We start from the raw sequence: 16,821 nt of genomic DNA, 5'->3' as shown, positions 1-16,821 counted from the left end.
CCCTGGGAACGTCCGTGGCATTCATTCGTACGAGGGAAATCCCGGATGGGTGGATTCAGGACCGGGCGGGCAGCCGCAGGTAGCCCTCGCGGGCCAGCTTGGGCAGGACGCCCCCGGCGGCGAGGATGCCGAGCACCATCGGCGGCAGCGCGCCCGCGTCCAGCCGGACCCCGGTGGCGGGGTTCTCGATCCAGCCCTCGGCCAGGTCGAGGGTGGCGGTGTCGCCGTCCGCGAACGCGGCCCGGACCCCGGGGGCGGTCAGCGCGGGCAGGCCGTGGTTGATGGCGTTGCGCAGGAACAGCGAGTTGAACTCCTCGGCGGCCAGCGCCGCCACGCCCAGCTGCCGGAACAGTTCGGCGACCGGACGCGAGGAGCCGAGGCCGAAGTTGCGTCCGGCGACCACGATGTCCCCCGGCCGCACCTGCTCCGTCCAGCCGGGGCGCAGCTCGTAGAAGACGTGCCGGGCGGCCTCGGGCAGCGGCAGTTTCATGGCGAAGGCCGGGTACATCGCATCGGTGCTGACCGCGTCGCCCACGGTCCAGACCCGGCCCGTGATCTGAGTCTGCATCAGTTCCACTCCGTTCGCGGGTCGGTGACGTGTCCGGTGAGCGCGGAGGCGGCGACGGTGGCCGGGGAGGCCATGTAGATCTCGGCTTCGGGGCTGCCCATCCGCCCGGTGAAGTTGCGGGTGGACGAGGTCAGGCAGACCTCCCCGGGGCCGAGCAGGCCCATGTGGTAGCCGAAGCAGGCGCCGCAGGTGGAGTTGGTGATCACCGCTCCGGCGTCGGCCAGGTCCTGCAGGTAGCCCGCGCGCATGGCCTCCCGGTAGACCGCCTGCGAGGCGGGGGTGACCAGCAGCCGCACGCCGTCGGCGACCCGGCGGCCGCGCAGCAGCGACGCGGCCACGGCGAGGTCCTCCAGCTGCCCGTTGGCACAGGAGCCGATGAAGCACTGGTCCACCCGCCGCCGCTCGACGGCGGACACCGGAAGGGAGTTGCGGCTGACCGCGCCCGGGCGGGCGACGTACGGTTCCAGCGCGGACAGGTCCACGGTGCGCACCTCGGCGTAGCGGGCGTCCGGGTCGGGTTCCGCGGCCGTCCAGTCGGCGCCGCCGGGGGTGTGCCGGTCGATGAACGCCCGGCAGACCTCGTCCGCCGGGAAGGTGGAGAAGTCGGCGGAGACCTCGGCGCCCTGGGTGGCGATGGTCCGCCGGTCGTGCATCGGCAGCGAGGCCAGGCCGGGGCCGCCGTACTCCAGGTTGTGGTTGGTCGCGTCGCCGTAGGTCCCGGCGAGGTGCAGGAAGACGTCCTTGCCGGAGACCACCGCGGGCTTGGCGCCGGTGAACTCGTAGCGGATGGTCGGCGCGATCTGGAACCAGGTCTCGCCGGTGCACAGGATCGAGTACACCTCGGCCGGGCCGAGGCCGCGCGCGGCGGTGTTGTACGCCCCGGCCGCGCAGGTGTGCGAGTCGGTGCAGGCCAGCAGCTCGCCCGGGCGGGCCAGGCCGTTCTCGGCGATGACCTGGTGGCAGATGCCGTGCCGCCCGACGTCGTAGAAGCGGGTCACGCCGAAGTCGCGGGCGAACGCCCGGGCCCTCACCCCGCCCTCGGCGTCGCTCACCGAGGGCGCGGGCACCGCGTGGTCCATCACCACGGCGACCTTGTCCGGGTCGCTGATCCGCAGCGGCGGGGTCCACAGGGTGGCGAACTGGAGGTCGATCATCACCGTCATGTCCACCTGGCAGACCACGGTCTGACCCACCGTCACCTGGTCCAGTCCGGCGCGGCGGGCCAGGATCCTCTCGATCATGGTCATGCCGCCAAGCCCGGACCGCAGCTCAGCGCTCATCGCTGAACACCCGCCAGCCCTGGGCCGAGGCGTACCTGCGCAGTCGGCGGTCCGGGCAGACCGGGCGCGGATGGCCGACCACGTGCAGCAACGGGATGTCGTTGACCGAGTCGGAGTAGGCGGCGCTGGCGCTCAGGTCGAGGCCCTCGGCCGCCGCGAGCGCGAGCACGGCCTCCGCCTTGACCCTGCCGTGCAGCAGCGGTCCGTCCTGCTCGCCGGTGTAGAAGCCGTCGACCACGACCGCCCGGGAGCCCATCGCCCCGGTCAGCCGCAGCTGCCGGGCGAGGGTCTCCGCCAGCGGCTGCACCGAGGCGGTGACCAGCCACACCTGCTGGCCCCGGGCCTGGTGCTCGCGCGCGGCGGCGAGCACCGCCGGACGCACCCGGGGCACGATCCGCTCCCGGACGATCTCCTCCACCTCGGCGTGCAGCAGCGCCGCGTGCAGTCCGCGCGCGAGCGCGCCGACCCCGGCCTGGGCGGCGGCGATGTGTCGTTTCTTCTCAGTCATACCAAGGGCGTAGCCGACGTGGTGGCGGCCCAGCCTGACGATGTCCAGGGTCGACACGACACCCCGGGCGTGCAGCCCGAGGCCGAGCTGGTAGAGCGAGGAGCCACGGATGAGCGTGTTGTCGACATCGAAGAAGGCGGCACCGCCTGCGGGCACCGCTCGCTGAGCTTCGCCGGTGCCAGGCGAAGGAAGGCCGTCAGACATGGGTCCTCTTTCGAGTGCTGGAGGGCGGTGACGGCAGACTATGACCCGCAGGTATGCCGCTCCATCCATGATCACTCGCTTGGCCCAGCCGTGCCCCCGAAGGAGTCCGTAGGTTAGGGACAACGGGTGAACGGTGACCACGAACGGGTGCGCGACCGCCGTGGCGGCGTCCGAACCGGTCGTCCGTGGCCGGGGGCACCGGCCGCAGTCCCGCCCCTTCCGATCACCACCTGAGCTGACCTTGCATCACTTTCTGACTATCAGTCAGTCAGTGATCCCGGTAACCCGCATGGTGAGGTTGAGCCGTCCGCCCAGCAGACCGGTGGCCGGGTCGCCGCTGCCCGGGTAGACCTTCGGGACGCCGTGGTAGGCGAAACGGGAGGGGCCACCGAAGACGAAGGCGTCGCCCGAGGCCAGCTCGATGTCCGTGTAGGGCTTGTTGCGGCCGACCGTGTTGCCGAAGCGGAACAGGCAGCTGTCGCCGATGCTCAGCGAGACCACCGGCGCGTCGGACCGCTCGTCCTTGTCCTGGTGCATGCCCATGGTCGCCCGGTCGTCGTAGAAGTTGATCAGCGCGGCGTCGGGGCGGTAGTCACCGGCCCGGTAGCCGTCGGTCCCGTAGGCGTCGGCCCCGTAGCCGTCCCTCCCGTAGGCGTCGGCCAGGACCCGGCGGCCGAGTTCGGCCAGCCACTCGGGGAAGTCGGAGACCCGGCGGCCGTTCACGTCACCGGCCGTACGGGTGTACCGGTACGGCTGCCAGTGCCAGCCCAGGCAGACCGTCCGCACCGACATCACCCCGCCGCGCGGCAGCCGGGTGTGCCGGATCGGTACCGGGCCCACCGCCCAGGCCCGGCAGGCCGCGACCAGCTCCCGCTGCTCGTCGAGGGTGAGCCAGTCCGGCAGGTGCACCGCGCCGGGCGCGGGCTCGCTGCGGTCCCGGGGGAACAGCGCCGCCATCTCACCCTCCCGTTCCGGTGGTCAGGACGCCCGCGGGTCAGGACGCCCGCGGGTCAGGACGCGTCGTGGAAGACCAGGCCGAGCGTATGCCTGGTCCCGGAGCGGACCGTGCTCACCCCGTGCCGGACGGGTGCGGCGGACCAGCCCCGGGTGGAGCGCACCGGGCGGTCCCGGGTGGTGAACACCAGGCCGTGGCCCTGCTCCAGCACCGTCGAGTACCCCCGCGACTGGGCCCGGGCCCGCTGCTCGACCAGCATGAACTCACCGCCGGTGTAGTCACGGCCGGAGACGTCGAGCCCGATCACCACCTGGAGCGGGAAGACCAGCTCCCCGTACAGGTCGCGGTGCAGCGCGTTCCAGTCGCCCGCGCCGTAGCGCAGCAGGATCGGGGTGGAGCGGACCTGCCCGGCAGCGTGACACCGTTCCAGCCACTCGCCCAGGGTGTCCGGCCAGGGCGCGGGGCGGCCCAGCCGGGCCGCCCAGTCGCGGGCGATCGGCAGCAGCCTCGGGTACAGCGCCTCGCGCAGGACGCTGACCGGCTCCGGCAGCGGCTGCCCGAAGTAGCGGTACTGGCCGGCGCCGAAGCGGTACCGGGCCATGTCCACGGTGGAGCGGAAGTGCCGGGCCTGGTCGTACAGTTCGGCGATCGACCGGCACTGCTCCGGGGTGAGCAGGCGCGGGGTCGGCGCGCTGCCGTGCTCGTCCAGCTCCCCGGCCACCGCGGTCCAGTCCGCCTCGGCCACCCGTTCCCGCAGCACTTCGCCCTGCGGCCCGGCGATCGTGGTGTGCACGGCCATGGTCCGTTCCCTTCCTCGGCTGCCCGTCCAACGCTGACGCGTTCCAGCCTCGGCCATCCCGGTCGCCCGGTCCGGCGGTTATCGGACATCGCATCAGGACGGCGAGCTCAGCGACGGCCGCGCACCGGGCGGGACCGAGCTCGGCGGCGCGGTGCCGGAGCCGGAGCCGGACGGGGACAGCGACGGGGAGAACGACGGCCGGTGCGAGTTCGACGGCCCGGGCGAGGGGGACGGGGAGTGCGAGGGCGACGGGGAGTGCGAGGGCGACGGGGAGTGCGAGTGCGCGGGCGAGGAGGACGCCGGGTGCGAGGGCGGGCGCGAGGGCGAGGGCGGGCGCGAGTGCGAGGGCGACGGCGAGGACGGCGCGGCCGACGGCGACGCCCACGAACCGGACGGCGACCCGGACGGAGAACCGCTCGGCGAACCGCTCGGCGACCCGCTCGGCGACCCGCTCAGCGAACCGCTCGGCGAACCGCTCGGCGCGGCGCTCCAGGACGTGCTCGGCAGCTCGCCGGGCCGCCACGCGCCGGGCGGCGGCGGGACCCGGTGGTCGTCGTGCCCCTGGCCGCCGGTCGGCCGCGCGAACCAGATCCGCGTCTGCTGGTCGAACAGCACCAGCACGTTCACCTGGGTCACCGACTCGTTCACCACCACCACGTTCTCCGGCCGGAACGACCCCCACGCCGTGCCGGTGAACGTCCGCGGGGTGTTCGCGCCGCCGGTGGCGGTCGGCGGGCGCAGCGGGTTGCCGCAGGCGCAGCGGGCCCGGGGCAGTCCCCGGCCGTCGATCAGCACCGCCGTGCCCGCCTGCAACACCGCCGGGAACGCCGTCGCGCCGCCGTTGCTGAAGCCGTAGTTGGTGACGCTGGTGTCCATCCGCAGGACCACCGCGGTGAGCGAGCTCAGGTATCCGCTCAGCGAGCCCACCGGGACGCCCTCCACCCCGGCCCACGCCTGGGCCCGGTCCGGGTGCTGGGCCAGGTAGGCGGCGAGCTGCGCCACGTCGCAGCTGGACAGTTGCTCGGTCCCGCCGTACAGCCCGGCGGCCGAGCCCTGGACGGTCCGGCTGCCGGGGGGTCCCCCGGCCTGGACGGTGGACGGCCCGCCGCCGGTGACGGCGGCCGAGGCGACCGGCACCTCCGAAGCGGCCCAGGTCGCCGCGCCCGTGGTGGTACCGGCTGCCGCCCCCGTGGCGGGACCGGTGGTCGCGGCGTTCGCCGGACCGGATGCGGCCGTCCGGGCGACCGAGGGCGTGAACGGCGCCGGTCCGGGCGCGCTCGCGGACTGCAACGCGACGGTGTCGCCGCCACCGGCCGACGGCTGCTTCGACCGGCTCGGCGGCTGCTGGGTCAGCACCACGGCCAGCGCCGTCGCCAGCGCCGCCACGCCCGCGGCCGGGGCGAGCACCGCGGACCGCCGCCACCAGGGGCGTCGGCGGCCGGACGACGCGGCGGAGGAGCCGCCGGGCCCGGACCGCCGCGCGGACGGCCCCTCCGGCGGCACCGGCCCGCCGGATACGGGGTCACTGGGCTGTTGGGGGCTCACAGGCTGCCGCCTTCCGATCCTCGACGGTGCTGGGACAGGCGCTGGGACCGGCGCTGGGACCGGTGCTGGGACCGGGTGCCGGGCACGCGCGGGCCGGACGCGTCAGCCGCGATCCGGGCCGTTCCCGTCACCCGCTCCCCGATTGTGTTCCCGCGCCCCTCCCTCCCCGCAACCGCAGCGGTACCGTCACGTCTCCACCACGAGCAACCCACCGCATACGTGGGAAGATGACAGTGCGGATCTACGAGCTCCGGGCGGTTTCCTGACCATGCGCGCCAACGACATGCGCAGCAACGAACACGGCACGGGCACGGGCTCCGACCGCGTGGCGGGCCCGGAGCCGCGCGAGCACGGCCTGCTCATGATCCCGGTGGCCACCGCCCTGATCGCCGCCAACGGACGCATCCTGCACTGGAGCGCGGACGCGGAGCTGCTGCTCGGCCACCGCGCCGAGGACGTCCTCGGCGCCTACGCGGCGGACCTGCTCGCGACCGAGCCCGCGCGGCCCGAGGTGCTGGAGCTGTTCAGCCGGATCCTGGCCGGTGAGCCCTGGTCCGGGGTGTACCCGGTAAGGCACCGCGACGGGCACCTGGTCAATCTGGAGTTCCGCACCCATCCGATAACCGGCCCGGACGGTCGACCGCTGGTGCTCGCGGTGGCCTCGGACGTCCGGGAACTGCGGCGGGTCGAGGCCGACCTCGCCGTCCTCGACAGCTTCTTCACCCAGTCGCCGGTCGGCATGGCCGTCTACGACTCCGACCTGCGGTTCGTCCGGCTGAACGACGCGCTGGCCCGGATCAACGGCATCCCGGTGGAGCAGCACCTGGGGCGGCGGACCTCGGACGTGCTGCCCGGGCCCGAGGGCGAGCGGATCGAGGCGCTGGTCCGGCGCGTCCTGGAGAGCGGCGAGCCGGTGGTGGACGCCCGCTCGCACGGCCCCAGCCACGACGGCAGCGGCCGGGAGCGGGCCTGGTCCGCGTCCTACTTCCGGCTGGAGGAGCCCGGCGGGCGGACCGTCGGGGTGAGCTCCACCATCGTCGAGGTCACCGCGAGCTTCCTGGCCGAGTCCCGGGCCGAGCGGTCCCGGGAGCGGCTGGAGCTGCTGGTGGACGCCGGCTCCCGGATAGGCACCACGCTGGACCTGGAGCGGACCGCCCACGAGCTGGCGAACACCATGGTCCCCCGGGTGGCCGACCTGGCGGGCGTGTTCGTCCTGGAGCGGCTGCTCACCGCCGGCGACCAGGAGCCGCCCGGGCCCGGCGGCGACGAGTGGGTGCGCCGGTTGGCCCTGGCCGGTGCCGAGCCCGGCTACCCGGCCGCGGCGCTGCCGACCGACCAGGCGTACCACGTCCCGCCGGACTCCCCCTACGCCGAGGCGCTGGCGACCGGCGAGACGGTGGTGGTGCCCGGTCAGGACCTGCCGCCGCTGATCCCGGTCGAGGCGCTGCGGGACGCGCGCCAGTACCTGGGCGACAACGCGCACGCGGTGCGGGTGACCCCGCTGGTGGCGCGGGAATCGGTGCTGGGGCTGGTGGTCTACGCCCGCCGCGCCGACCGGGACGCCTTCGACTGGGAGGACAACGCCCTCGGCGACGAGCTGACCGCCCGCGCGGCGACGGCCATCGAGAACGCCCAGCTGTACCTGCGCGAACACCGGACGCTGGTGACGCGGCAGCAGGCGCTGCACGAGGCCAACGCCGCCCAGGAGCGGCTGGCGCTGGTCAACGACGCGTCCACCCGGATCGGCAGCACCCTGGACCTGGCGCAGACCGCGCTGGAGCTGGCCGAGGTGGCCACCCCGCGGCTCGCGGACACGGTCGTGGTGGAGGTGCTGGAGTCGCTGATCCGCGGTGCCGAGGCGTCGCCGGTGGCGGACCGCTCGGCGGTGCTGCGGCGGCTCGCCTTCCACAGCGATCCGGCCTCCGGCATGACCCCGGTCGCCCCGGTCGGCGACGTCCACCGCTTCCAGCCGACCAGCCCCTACGCCTGGAGTCTGGCGAACCGCCGCCCGGTGCTCGTCCCCCGGATGGAGGACGGCGGGACGAAGTGGTACGCCGACGACCCGCTCCGGCGGGCGTCGATCATGAAGGAGCGGGTGCACAGCCTGATGGTGGTCCCGCTGATCGCCCGGGGCTCCGTGGTCGGCGTGGCCAGCTTCTACCGCAACGTGAACCAGCGCCCGTACGACGAGACCGCGCTGTCGCTGGCCACCGAGCTGGCCGCGCGGGCCGCCATCTCCATCGACAACGCCCTGCTCTACACCCGCGAGCGGGACGCCTCCCGGGCCCGGCTCCAGGCGCTGGACGAGGCGCACGCGGCGCAGGAGCGGGTGGCGCTGCTGAACGACGCCAGCATCAGGATCGGCACCACGCTGGACCTCCAGCGCACCGCCGAGGAGCTGATCGAGGTGGTGATCCCGCGCTTCGCCGACTTCGTCACCGTGGACCTGCTGGATTCGGTGATGCAGGGCGGGGAGCAGGACCGGGAGCTGCCGCCGATCCCGGACAGCGGCACGGTGCTGCTGCGCGCCGTCGCCGTCGGCGAGATCGGCGAGACCGGCCTGGGCAGCGCGGTCGACCAGCTCGGACAGACCAGCTGGTCGGCCAAGGTGTACGCGGAGTCGCTGCGCAGCGGCCGGTCGATCCTGGTACCGGAGGTGGACGAGGCGGCCCTGCGGCGGATCGTCAACGACCCGGCGCGGGTCCAGCCGGGGCTGGAGGCGGGCGTCCACTCGTACCTGATGGTCCCGCTGCTGGCGCGCGGCACGGTGCTGGGCGGCGCGGAGTTCATCCGGCTGGCCAATCCGGAGCCGTTCAGCCAGGACGACCAGGCGCTGGGCGAGGAGCTGGCCGCCCGCGCGGCGGTGTGCATCGACAACGCGCGGCTGTACCGGCGCGAGCGGGACACCGCGCTGACCCTGCAGCGCAGCCTGCTGCCGCAGGAGGTGCACCGCACCCCGGGCCTGGAGATCGCCTACCGCTACCTGCCGAGCAGCGTGGTCAGCGAGGTCGGCGGCGACTGGTTCGACGTGGTCCCGCTGACCAGCGGGCGGGTGGCGCTGGTGGTCGGCGACGTGATGGGCCACGGCATCCGCGCCGCCGCCACCATGGGCCAGTTGCGGACCGCCGCGCGCACCCTGATCACCATGGACCTCACCCCGGACCAGTTGCTGCGGCGGCTGGACGAGACCGCGTCGGCGATCGGCGAGGGACAGTTCGCGACCTGCGTCTGCGCGGTGTTCGACCCGGCCGACCGCAGCTGTACGGTCGCCTGCGCCGGGCATCCGCCGCCGGTGGTGAGCGAGGCGGACGGCTCGACCCGGCTGCTGGGGGTCTCCGCGGGGGCGCCGCTGGGCGTGGGCGGCGTGCCGTTCGAGTCCACCGAGTTCACCCTGCCGGAGCAGAGCGTGCTGGTGCTCTACACCGACGGCCTGGTGGAGCGCCGGGGCCAGGACCTGGACGAGGGCCTGGCGCTGCTGTCGCGCGCCGCCGCCCACCGCAACGGTTCGCTGGAGCAGGACTGCGACGCGGTGCTGCACGCCATGAAGGCGGAGGACAGCGACGACGACATCGCCATGATCATGGCCCGGGTGCTGCCCGCGCACGGCGACTGGATCGCCACCCTGCCGCTGTCGGACGACCTCTCGGTGGTCGGTGAGGCGCGCCGGTTCGCCCGGGCGACGCTGACCGCCTGGGGCCTGAGCTCGCTCTCCGAGTTCACCGAACTGCTGGTCAGCGAGCTGGTCAGCAACGCGTTGCGGCACGCGGGACGGCCGACGCAGCTGCGGCTGTTCCGCGACCGGGTGCTCACGGTGGAGGTCGCCGACGTGGACGAGCACGCGCCCCGGGTGCACCGCGCCTCCGCCGAGGACGAGGGCGGGCGCGGGATGCACCTGGTCAACGAGCTCGCCCACCGCTGGGGCAGCCGCACCACCCGCAGCGGCAAGGTGGTCTGGGTGGAACTGGAACTCCCCCTCGGCTTCACCCGCTGACCCGCCCGCCCCGCGCGTCACGGGAAGCGGGAGGCGGGAGGCGGAAGCGGGAGGCGGAAGCGGGAGGCGGAAGCGGGGGCGGGAAGCCGGAGTAGCGAACGGCCCGGCAGCCCGGGGCGCGTGGTCAGCGGCGGCCGTGGTTCACGCCGCCGCCCGGCGGCGACGGGCGCCCAGGCCGCCGCGCAGCAGCGCGCCGCCGACCACCAGTCCGCCGCCGACCAGGCCGATCGCGGGCAGTGCCGGGTCCGCGCCGGTGTCCGGCAGCGTGTGCCGGACCCGGATCCGGACCCTGGTGGTCACCTGCTGCCCGCGCTCGTTGGTGTACCGGTAGCTGAACACGTCCGTTCCGGTGAAGCCCGGGTCCGGGGTGTAGACCAGCGTGTTGGGACCGGTCCGGCGGACCGTGCCGTGCGCGGGCGGGTCGGTCACCGTCGGGTCGCTGTGGCCGCTGGGGCCCGGTCCGGGCGGGGTGACGATGGTGACCGGTTCGTCCGGCGGGGTGTTCAGCGGCGGCGCGGCCGGGGCGGTGAACGGGACGCAGCCGAGCCGGAGGTCTACCCCGGTGGCGTCCGCGCCGTCGGCGGTGTCGGCGTCGCGTTCGGCGCGGTCGGGGCGGTAGCCCTCACCGGCCCGCAGCGACACCCGGTAGTCGCCGGGGGCGACGTCGGGGAAGGCGTAGCCGCCGTCCGCGCCGGTGGTGGCGGTCAGCGGGGTGCCGTCCGGGTGGTCGACGGTGCTGCCGTCGGCCCGCAGCAGGGTGAGCCGGAGCCCGCTGGGGACGCCGCAGTCGGCGCTGACCCGGCCGCTGACGTCGGTGGCCAGTGCGGAGGTCCACAGCTGGTAGATCGGGATCCCGGTCTGCACGCTGAAGGTCAGCGTGAGGCTGCTGACCGGTACCGTCGGTTGGAACCAGCCGGAGGCGCCGCTGCTGTCCGCGCCGTTGCCGGCCAGGGTGCTGCTGCCCGACAGCCAGACCGGCATGTCGTCGAACGGTCCGGGGCCGATGCAGGTGGACGGCCTGGGGGTGCCCTGGCAGTAGTTGAAGGCCCCCTGCCAGCCGAGTTGCGCGGCGCTGAGCGGGGTCCCGTCGGCGCCCCGGGCCTGCACGTGCACCCGGTCGGCGTCCACGTCGCCCAGGGTGAACGCCCAACTCCCGGCCGGGGTCGGCCGGTCGAAGCGGAGTGTGGTCTCCGAGGGGGTGCCGCCACGGGTGGTCCGCAGGTTCAGGTACGGTCGGCCGCGCGAGCTGCCGTACCGGGCGCCCACCGGCGTGTCCGCGTTCAGGAAGGCCGAGTTCCCGGAGCCGACGACCACGGTGGAGCTGGTGCTGCGGAAGTCGGCGGTGGGGAATCCGGTGACCGGGATCCGCATGGTCCCGGCGCCGCCGAGCACGGACCAGGTGCCGTAGGCCGCTCCGGACGCGGCCAGGGCCGGGCTCGCCGTCCAGGGGACGAGCGCGGCGGCGCAGGCGAGGGCGAGGGCACGCGAGCAGCGGACGGCGGCACGGTTCGCGGTCCGGGGTTTCGGGGGTTCCAGTTCGGTTGACACTTCGTCATCTTTCGCGACGACCATGTCGCATCCGCACCAGACACGCCGATTCGTCAGATATTCAACCGAATCGCCCGGCCGACATGGATACCAAACAATTTCGAGAGTCGTTTCACTCACACTGCAACATTTATTGACTTCTTCGCCTGCGGGGAGTTGAGTGCCTTACCACCCACGCACACCGGACGGAGACCCCATGCGCTCACCCATCCGCACCCGCTTACGCCTCCGGTCGCGCACCGGAACCACCGCTCCCGCGCGACGGCTGCTGGCCGGGCTGACCGCGCTCGCCGCCGCACTCGGCGGCGGCCTGCTCGCGGCGCCCGCCGCGCACGCCGAGGGCAACGGCGTCGGGCTCACCCCGGCGCTCGGCTGGAGCAGTTGGAGCTATGTCCGGCACGACCCGACAGCCGCCGTGATCGACGCCCAGGCGGACGCGATGAAGAGCAGCGGCCTGGCGGCGGCGGGCTACCAGTACGTCAACATCGACGACTTCTGGTACCAGTGCCCGGGCAGCCAGGGTCCGGCCGTGGACCAGTACGGCCGCTGGGCCACCGACGCCACCGCGTTCCCAGCGTCCGGTTCCACCAACGGAATCGCCGTGGTCGCCTCCCATGTCCACGCCGACGGGCTGAAGTTCGGGATCTACGTCACCCCCGGCATCTCCAAGCAGGCCGTCGCCGAGAACACCCCGATCCAGGGCACCAGTTACACCGCCGACGAGATCGCCACCAGCAGCGGCGAGAACAACTACAACTGCGGCGGCATGGTCGGCATCGACTACAGCAAGCCGGGCGCGCAGGCGTTCATCAACTCCTGGGCGAACGAGTTCGCCTCCTGGGGCGTGGACTACGTCAAGATCGACGGCGTCGGCACCGGCGACGTCGGCGACGTCGAGGCCTGGTCGGCCGCGCTACAGCAGACCGGCCGCCCGATCCACCTGGAGCTGTCCAACAGCCTCGCCCAGGGCAGCGCGAGCACCTGGGCGCAGTACTCCAACGGCTGGCGTACCGGTGGCGACATCGAGTGCTACTGCGGCAGCAACGGCAGCAGCTACCCGCTGACCGACTGGGGCAACGTCCAGTCCCGGTTCGGCCAGGTCGCCGCCTGGCAGGCGGACGGCGGCCCCGGCGGGTTCAACGACTACGACTCGATCGAGGTCGGCAACGGCGCCAACGACGGGCTGACCGCGCCGGAACGGCAGTCGCAGCTGAGCCTGTGGGCGATGGCGGCCTCGCCGCTGATCCTCGGCACCGACCTGACCGACCTCGACCCGACCGACCTCGGCTACCTCAAGAACAGCGCGGTGCTGGCGGTGGACCAGGACGCCGTCGACGCGTCCCGCATCGTCGACAACGGCAACCAGCAGGTCTTCACCAAGACCGAGCCGGACGGCAGCGTGGTCATCGGCCTGTTCAACTACTCGGGCAGCGCCAGCCAGACCGTCAGCGTCAACCTGGCCGACGCCGGGATCACCGGCTCGACCACCGCCACCGACCTGTGGAGCGGCTCCTCGATCGGCACGATCAGCGGCAACTACAGCGTCAACCTCGGCCCGGGAGCGGTCCAACTGCTGCGCACCCCGCCCGGCACCAGCACCGCCACCGAGTACGTCAGCGCCGCCTCCGGCCGCTGCCTGGACGACCCCGACTCGACCACCACCCCCGGCACCCCGCAGGAGGTCTGGGACTGCCACCACGGCCCGAACCAGGAGTGGACCTACACCAACGGCACGCTCCAGTCCCTCGGCATGTGCCTGGACGCCTTCAACCAGGGCACCAGCGCCGGGACCAAGGTCGACCTCTACACCTGCAACGGCCAGGCCAACCAGCAGTGGACCCGCAACAGCAACGGCACCATCACCGGCGTGCAGTCGGGCCTGTGCCTGGACGTCACCGGCGGCGGCGACAGCGGCAACGGCACGTCCGTGGAGATCTGGGGCTGCAACGGCGGCTCCAACCAGCAGTGGTCCCAGGGGTAGCGATCACCCCATCGGCCCCCAGGTGAAGCCGTTGTGGTGCGCGGCGGCCAGCACCGCCAGGACCACCAGGTCCGCCGCGCCCAGGGCGATCCCCAGCAGCGCGCGCCCGCGCCGCCCGGTCCCCCCGACCAGCGAGACGCCGCCGAGGGCCAGCGCCAGCGGGCCGAAGACGATGTTGAAGAAGAGCAGCCCCAGCAGGCCCAGGACGAACGACGCGATCGCGGTCTCGTCGCCGTCCCGCCTGCTGCGGGCGGCTCGACGCAGTGCGGTGTCCACGGCTCAGCCCTCCCGCGCGGCGCGGCGGCCGTTCCGGGCCGCCCACTCGCGGACGGCGAAGCCGAGCAGCCAGCACCCGGTCAGGGCGCAGCCCACGGCCAGGACCCCGGGGCTGACGAAGGAGGCGGCGCCCCAGAGCGTGGCGCTCAGGGCGAGGAGTGCGAACAGGATCACGGTACTTCCCTTCGCGAGAGTGCGATGTCCGAACATTCAGCGCACAATCGTTCACTGAATAATCCGAGCTTACCCCGCTCCCCCACTCGCCAAGGCCGGAGAACAGTTGTTTACTGCATGAGATGAACCACACTCTCGGGCCGCGACAGACCCAGAAGCAGCAGACCCGGCAGTCCCTCCTGGACGCCGGGCTGCGCCTGCTCGACCACCAGAGCCTCAGCAGCCTGGGTCTGCGCGAGGTCACCCGGGAGGCGGGGCTCACCCCCAGCGGCTTCTACCGCCACTTCCACGACCTGCCGGAGTTCGGCATGGCCCTGGTCGAGGAGTCCTTCGGCAGCCTGCGCACGCTGATCCGGGCGATCCGCACCGAGCAGGCCGACAGCGACGAGGTGATCGACCGCAGCCTGGAGGTGCTCGCCGCGTACGTCCACGAGCACCGCGCCCGGCTCAACTTCCTGGTCCGCGAGCGGCACGGCGGGGTCCGCCCGGTCCGCGACGCCATCGCCGCCCGGATCCGCCAGTTCGCCGAGGACCTCGCCGACGACCTCGCCGCCCAGCCGCTCTCGGCGGGCTGGGCGGCGCAGGACATCCAGATGCTGGCCGACCTCTACGCCGACCACACGGTCAGCACGGTCGCCGCGCTGCTGGAGGCCGAGGCCGACCCGGACGCCGAGCAGCGGATCACCGCCACCGCCCGCCGCCAGCTCCGGCTGATCAGCGTGGCCCGCGAGCACTGGCTGCGCTGACGCCCTCTAGGGTTCTCCGCAGCCGCAACGGTGCGGCGGCAGCCACGAGGAGGGCACATGCGGGTCATCGATTTCGACCATCTGGTGCTGAACGTCTCGGATGTCGAGCGTTCGCTGGAGTTCTACAGCGGTCCACTCGGCCTGGAGCCGGTCCGGCTGGAGGAGTGGCGGGCGGGCGAGGTCCCGTTCCCCTCGGTGCGGGTGAGCCCGACCTGTCTCATCGACCTGGTCGAGCGGCCCGGCACCGGCTCCAACGTGGACCACATCTGCCTGGTGGTCGAACCGCTGGACTGGCAGCAGGTGGTGGACTCCGGCGTGTTCACCGTGGTCGACGGCCCCGGCCGCCGCTTCGGCGCGCGCGGCCACGCGCAGTCGCTGTACGTGCTCGACCCCGACCGCAACACCGTCGAGCTGCGCTGGTACCCGCAGGGCGGCTGACACCGCCCGCCGGATCGCCGGTCCCGCCGCAGCGGGCGGGACCGGGCGCGGGCGGGAACCGAATTGACGGACCGTCAGTCGAAGGACAGGCCGCCGGTCCTGGTCCGCTTCAGTTCGAAGAAGTCCGGGTACCCGGCCAGCAGTCGGGCACCGTCGAAGACCCGCGCCGCCGCCTCGCCCCGGGGGATGGAGCTCAGCACCGGACCGAAGAAGGCCACCCCGTCGATGTGGATCGTCGGCGTGCCGACGTCCTCGCCGACCGGGTCCATGCCCTCGTGGTGGCTCTTGCGCAGCGCCGCGTCGTACTCCTCGCTGTCGGCCGCCGCCGCGAGTTCCGCCGGCAGGCCGACCTCGGCCAGCGCCTGCTCGGCGACGGCGGCGAAGTCCTTGTTGTCGCCGCTGTGGATGCGCGTCCCCATCGCGGTGTAGAGGTCGCGCAGCACCCCCTCGCCGTGCTGCTCGGCGGCGGCGGTGCAGATCCGGGTCAGCGCGAGCGCGTTGTCCACCAACGTCCGGTACCAGTCCGGCAGTTCACGGCCCTCGTTGAGCACGGTCAGGCTCATCACCCGGAACCGGACCTCGATCTCCCGGAGCTGCTCCACCTCCAGGATCCAGCGCGAGGTGATCCAGGCGAACGGACAGGCGGGATCGAAGTAGAGATCGACCCGGGTCCTCCGGTCACCGGAAACCGATTCTGACGATTCGTCAATGACAGACACAGCACTCCCCTTCGGACGCGGCCGCACTTCACTGTGCGCAGCGCAGTCTCTCCGCCGCGCCCGTCCGCTGTCGAGCGGGATCCCCCGCGCCGGGAGGCTCGCTCAGGCGAAGTAGTGTCCGCTCGTCAGGTCGGTGATCAGTCCGGGGCGGGTCGGCTGCCATCCGAGCAGGTCACGGGTGAGCTGTGCGGTGGCGGGGCCGTCGAGCCCCCAGAAGCCGCCGAGCCAGCCCAGGTACGCCCCGGCCCGGTCGGGGGTGACCGAGACCGCGGGGACGTCGAGGTGCTTGGCGAAGACCTCGGCGACCTCGCGGATCGGCACGCCCTCGTCCGCGACCGCGTGCAGCACCGACCCGGCCGGCGCGGACTCCAGCGCGAGGCGGAACAGCCGTGCGGCGTCGTCGCGGTGGACCGACGGCCAGCGGTTGGCACCGTCGCCGACGTAGGCCGCGGCGCCCTTCTCCCGGGCGAGGCCGATCGCGATCGGCAGGAACCCGTTGTCGCCTTCGCCGTGCGTGGCCGGGGGGAGCCGCACGACGCTGGAGCGGACGCCGTGTCCGGCGAGCGCGAGCGTGTGGTGGGCGTTGCCCATCCGCCCGCTCGCACCGCTGATCGGGCCCCTGCGGTCGCCCGTGTCCGCCCGCCCGTCCCGTTCGGTGGCGACCACCCCGGGCGCGAGGCCGAGGACGCCGAGGATGCCGGAGGCGATGACGAAGGGCTTACCGGTGCCGGTGAGGGCCTCACCGAAGGCCTCGATCGCCACCCGGTCGGCCTCGGCGGCGCCGGCGTAGTCGCCGGTGAAGGCGATGTCGTGCTTGAACGCGAGGTGGATGACGCCGTCGGACGCGGCGGCGGCGTCGCGCAGGGTGTCGAGGTCGTCGAGTGACCCCGGCCGCACCTCGGCCCCCGCCGCCCGGAGGGATCGGGCCGCGGCGTCGGAGCGGGCGAGCCCGACGACGGTGTGACCGGCGGTGACCAACTCGGGGACGAGTCCCCGGCCGACCCAGCCCGACGCTCCGGTGACGAATACGCGCATGGGGAACCTCCAGGACGTGGGCGCCTGCCCGGCGGATCCGCGGCGGGCGGCCCT

Annotated in this window: 15 protein-coding genes; 4 read left to right on the top strand and 11 right to left on the bottom strand. The window is 73.4% G+C overall.

Annotated features, from left to right (window positions below; genetic code table 11):
• Positions 1 to 55 precede the first annotated feature (55 nt).
• The 6 genes from GXP74_RS11900 to GXP74_RS11875 form a co-directional block, all read right to left on the bottom strand.
• A complete protein-coding gene (locus GXP74_RS11900) occupies positions 56 to 568 on the bottom strand; it encodes a 3-isopropylmalate dehydratase (protein ID WP_225447866.1) in 513 nt (170 codons plus the stop codon).
• The gene (locus GXP74_RS11895) at positions 568 to 1,848 is read right to left on the bottom strand and encodes an aconitase/3-isopropylmalate dehydratase large subunit family protein (protein ID WP_225447865.1); all 1,281 of its coding nucleotides are present in this window, start codon (positions 1,846 to 1,848) and stop codon (positions 568 to 570) included. Before GXP74_RS11895 ends, GXP74_RS11900 begins: the two co-directional genes overlap by 1 nt.
• Positions 1,838 to 2,512: an HAD family phosphatase gene (locus GXP74_RS11890; RefSeq protein ID WP_182451452.1), complete on the bottom strand. Its 675-nt coding sequence runs from the start codon at positions 2,510 to 2,512 to the stop codon at positions 1,838 to 1,840. Before GXP74_RS11890 ends, GXP74_RS11895 begins: the two co-directional genes overlap by 11 nt.
• 312 nt (positions 2,513 to 2,824) lie before the next feature.
• Positions 2,825 to 3,517 (bottom strand): alpha-ketoglutarate-dependent dioxygenase AlkB, encoded by a 693-nt coding sequence (locus GXP74_RS11885; RefSeq protein WP_182451451.1) that lies wholly within the window; start codon positions 3,515 to 3,517, stop codon positions 2,825 to 2,827.
• 53 nt (positions 3,518 to 3,570) lie between these two features.
• The gene (locus GXP74_RS11880) at positions 3,571 to 4,314 is read right to left on the bottom strand and encodes a 2OG-Fe(II) oxygenase (protein WP_182451450.1); all 744 of its coding nucleotides are present in this window, start codon (positions 4,312 to 4,314) and stop codon (positions 3,571 to 3,573) included.
• A gap of 93 nt (positions 4,315 to 4,407) precedes the next feature.
• Positions 4,408 to 5,859 (bottom strand): DUF6777 domain-containing protein, encoded by a 1,452-nt coding sequence (locus tag GXP74_RS11875; RefSeq protein WP_182451449.1) that lies wholly within the window; start codon positions 5,857 to 5,859, stop codon positions 4,408 to 4,410.
• Positions 5,860 to 6,127: 268 nt separating this feature from the next.
• Between GXP74_RS11875 and GXP74_RS11870 the strand changes: the two genes are divergently transcribed.
• Entirely contained in the window at positions 6,128 to 9,850 is a 3,723-nt protein-coding gene (locus GXP74_RS11870) for a SpoIIE family protein phosphatase (protein WP_182451448.1), read from the top strand.
• A gap of 141 nt (positions 9,851 to 9,991) precedes the next feature.
• On the opposite strand, the gene GXP74_RS11865 is transcribed toward GXP74_RS11870, so the two are convergent.
• Positions 9,992 to 11,398: an Ig-like domain-containing protein gene (locus tag GXP74_RS11865; RefSeq protein WP_182451447.1), complete on the bottom strand. Its 1,407-nt coding sequence runs from the start codon at positions 11,396 to 11,398 to the stop codon at positions 9,992 to 9,994.
• A gap of 196 nt (positions 11,399 to 11,594) precedes the next feature.
• Here GXP74_RS11865 and GXP74_RS11860 point away from each other — a divergent pair, with 196 nt between their 5' ends.
• Entirely contained in the window at positions 11,595 to 13,379 is a 1,785-nt protein-coding gene (locus tag GXP74_RS11860) for a glycoside hydrolase family 27 protein (RefSeq protein WP_182451446.1), read from the top strand.
• Between the two features lie 3 nt (positions 13,380 to 13,382).
• Here GXP74_RS11860 and GXP74_RS11855 read toward each other — a convergent pair whose 3' ends face one another.
• Both GXP74_RS11855 and GXP74_RS11850 read right to left on the bottom strand, forming a co-directional pair.
• On the bottom strand, positions 13,383 to 13,655 hold the full coding sequence (locus GXP74_RS11855; RefSeq protein WP_182451445.1) for a DUF4190 domain-containing protein: 273 nt from the start codon (positions 13,653 to 13,655) through the stop codon (positions 13,383 to 13,385).
• A 3-nt stretch (positions 13,656 to 13,658) separates the two neighbouring features.
• On the bottom strand, positions 13,659 to 13,829 hold the full coding sequence (locus GXP74_RS11850; protein ID WP_182451444.1) for a hypothetical protein: 171 nt from the start codon (positions 13,827 to 13,829) through the stop codon (positions 13,659 to 13,661).
• Between the two features lie 122 nt (positions 13,830 to 13,951).
• Here GXP74_RS11850 and GXP74_RS11845 point away from each other — a divergent pair, with 122 nt between their 5' ends.
• Together GXP74_RS11845 and GXP74_RS11840 are read left to right on the top strand one after the other, a co-directional pair.
• Positions 13,952 to 14,575 carry a TetR family transcriptional regulator gene (locus GXP74_RS11845; RefSeq protein ID WP_182451443.1) on the top strand — a complete coding sequence of 208 codons (624 nt, stop codon included), beginning with the start codon at positions 13,952 to 13,954 and terminating at the stop codon, positions 14,573 to 14,575.
• Positions 14,576 to 14,632: 57 nt separating this feature from the next.
• Positions 14,633 to 15,013 carry a VOC family protein gene (locus GXP74_RS11840; protein ID WP_182451442.1) on the top strand — a complete coding sequence of 127 codons (381 nt, stop codon included), beginning with the start codon at positions 14,633 to 14,635 and terminating at the stop codon, positions 15,011 to 15,013.
• A 74-nt stretch (positions 15,014 to 15,087) separates the two neighbouring features.
• Here the strand turns inward: GXP74_RS11840 and GXP74_RS11835 are convergent, their stop codons facing one another.
• Together GXP74_RS11835 and GXP74_RS11830 are read right to left on the bottom strand one after the other, a co-directional pair.
• The gene (locus GXP74_RS11835; RefSeq protein ID WP_182456383.1) at positions 15,088 to 15,723 is read right to left on the bottom strand and encodes a DsbA family protein; all 636 of its coding nucleotides are present in this window, start codon (positions 15,721 to 15,723) and stop codon (positions 15,088 to 15,090) included.
• Between the two features lie 111 nt (positions 15,724 to 15,834).
• Complete coding sequence (locus GXP74_RS11830; RefSeq protein WP_182451441.1) at positions 15,835 to 16,767, bottom strand: SDR family oxidoreductase; 933 nt, start codon at positions 16,765 to 16,767, stop codon at positions 15,835 to 15,837.
• Positions 16,768 to 16,821: the final 54 nt, after the last annotated feature.

This window comes from Streptacidiphilus sp. P02-A3a (assembly GCF_014084105.1).
GTDB lineage: Bacteria > Actinomycetota > Actinomycetes > Streptomycetales > Streptomycetaceae > Streptacidiphilus.
This window is presented reverse-complemented; position numbering and strand designations above follow the sequence as displayed.

Bases quoted from the DNA above. Each gene is read 5' to 3' on its own strand.
- GXP74_RS11870 (WP_182451448.1), top strand. From the start codon at position 6,128: ATGCGCGCCAACGACATGCGCAGCAACGAACACGGCACGGGCACGGGC.
- GXP74_RS11840 (WP_182451442.1), top strand. From the start codon at position 14,633: ATGCGGGTCATCGATTTCGACCATCTGGTGCTGAACGTCTCGGATGTC.
- GXP74_RS11880 (WP_182451450.1), bottom strand. From the start codon at position 4,314: ATGGCCGTGCACACCACGATCGCCGGGCCGCAGGGCGAAGTGCTGCGG.
- GXP74_RS11900 (WP_225447866.1), bottom strand. From the start codon at position 568: ATGCAGACTCAGATCACGGGCCGGGTCTGGACCGTGGGCGACGCGGTC.
- GXP74_RS11885 (WP_182451451.1), bottom strand. From the start codon at position 3,517: ATGGCGGCGCTGTTCCCCCGGGACCGCAGCGAGCCCGCGCCCGGCGCG.
- GXP74_RS11895 (WP_225447865.1), bottom strand. From the start codon at position 1,848: ATGAGCGCTGAGCTGCGGTCCGGGCTTGGCGGCATGACCATGATCGAG.
- GXP74_RS11830 (WP_182451441.1), bottom strand. From the start codon at position 16,767: ATGCGCGTATTCGTCACCGGAGCGTCGGGCTGGGTCGGCCGGGGACTC.
- GXP74_RS11860 (WP_182451446.1), top strand. From the start codon at position 11,595: ATGCGCTCACCCATCCGCACCCGCTTACGCCTCCGGTCGCGCACCGGA.
- GXP74_RS11845 (WP_182451443.1), top strand. From the start codon at position 13,952: ATGAACCACACTCTCGGGCCGCGACAGACCCAGAAGCAGCAGACCCGG.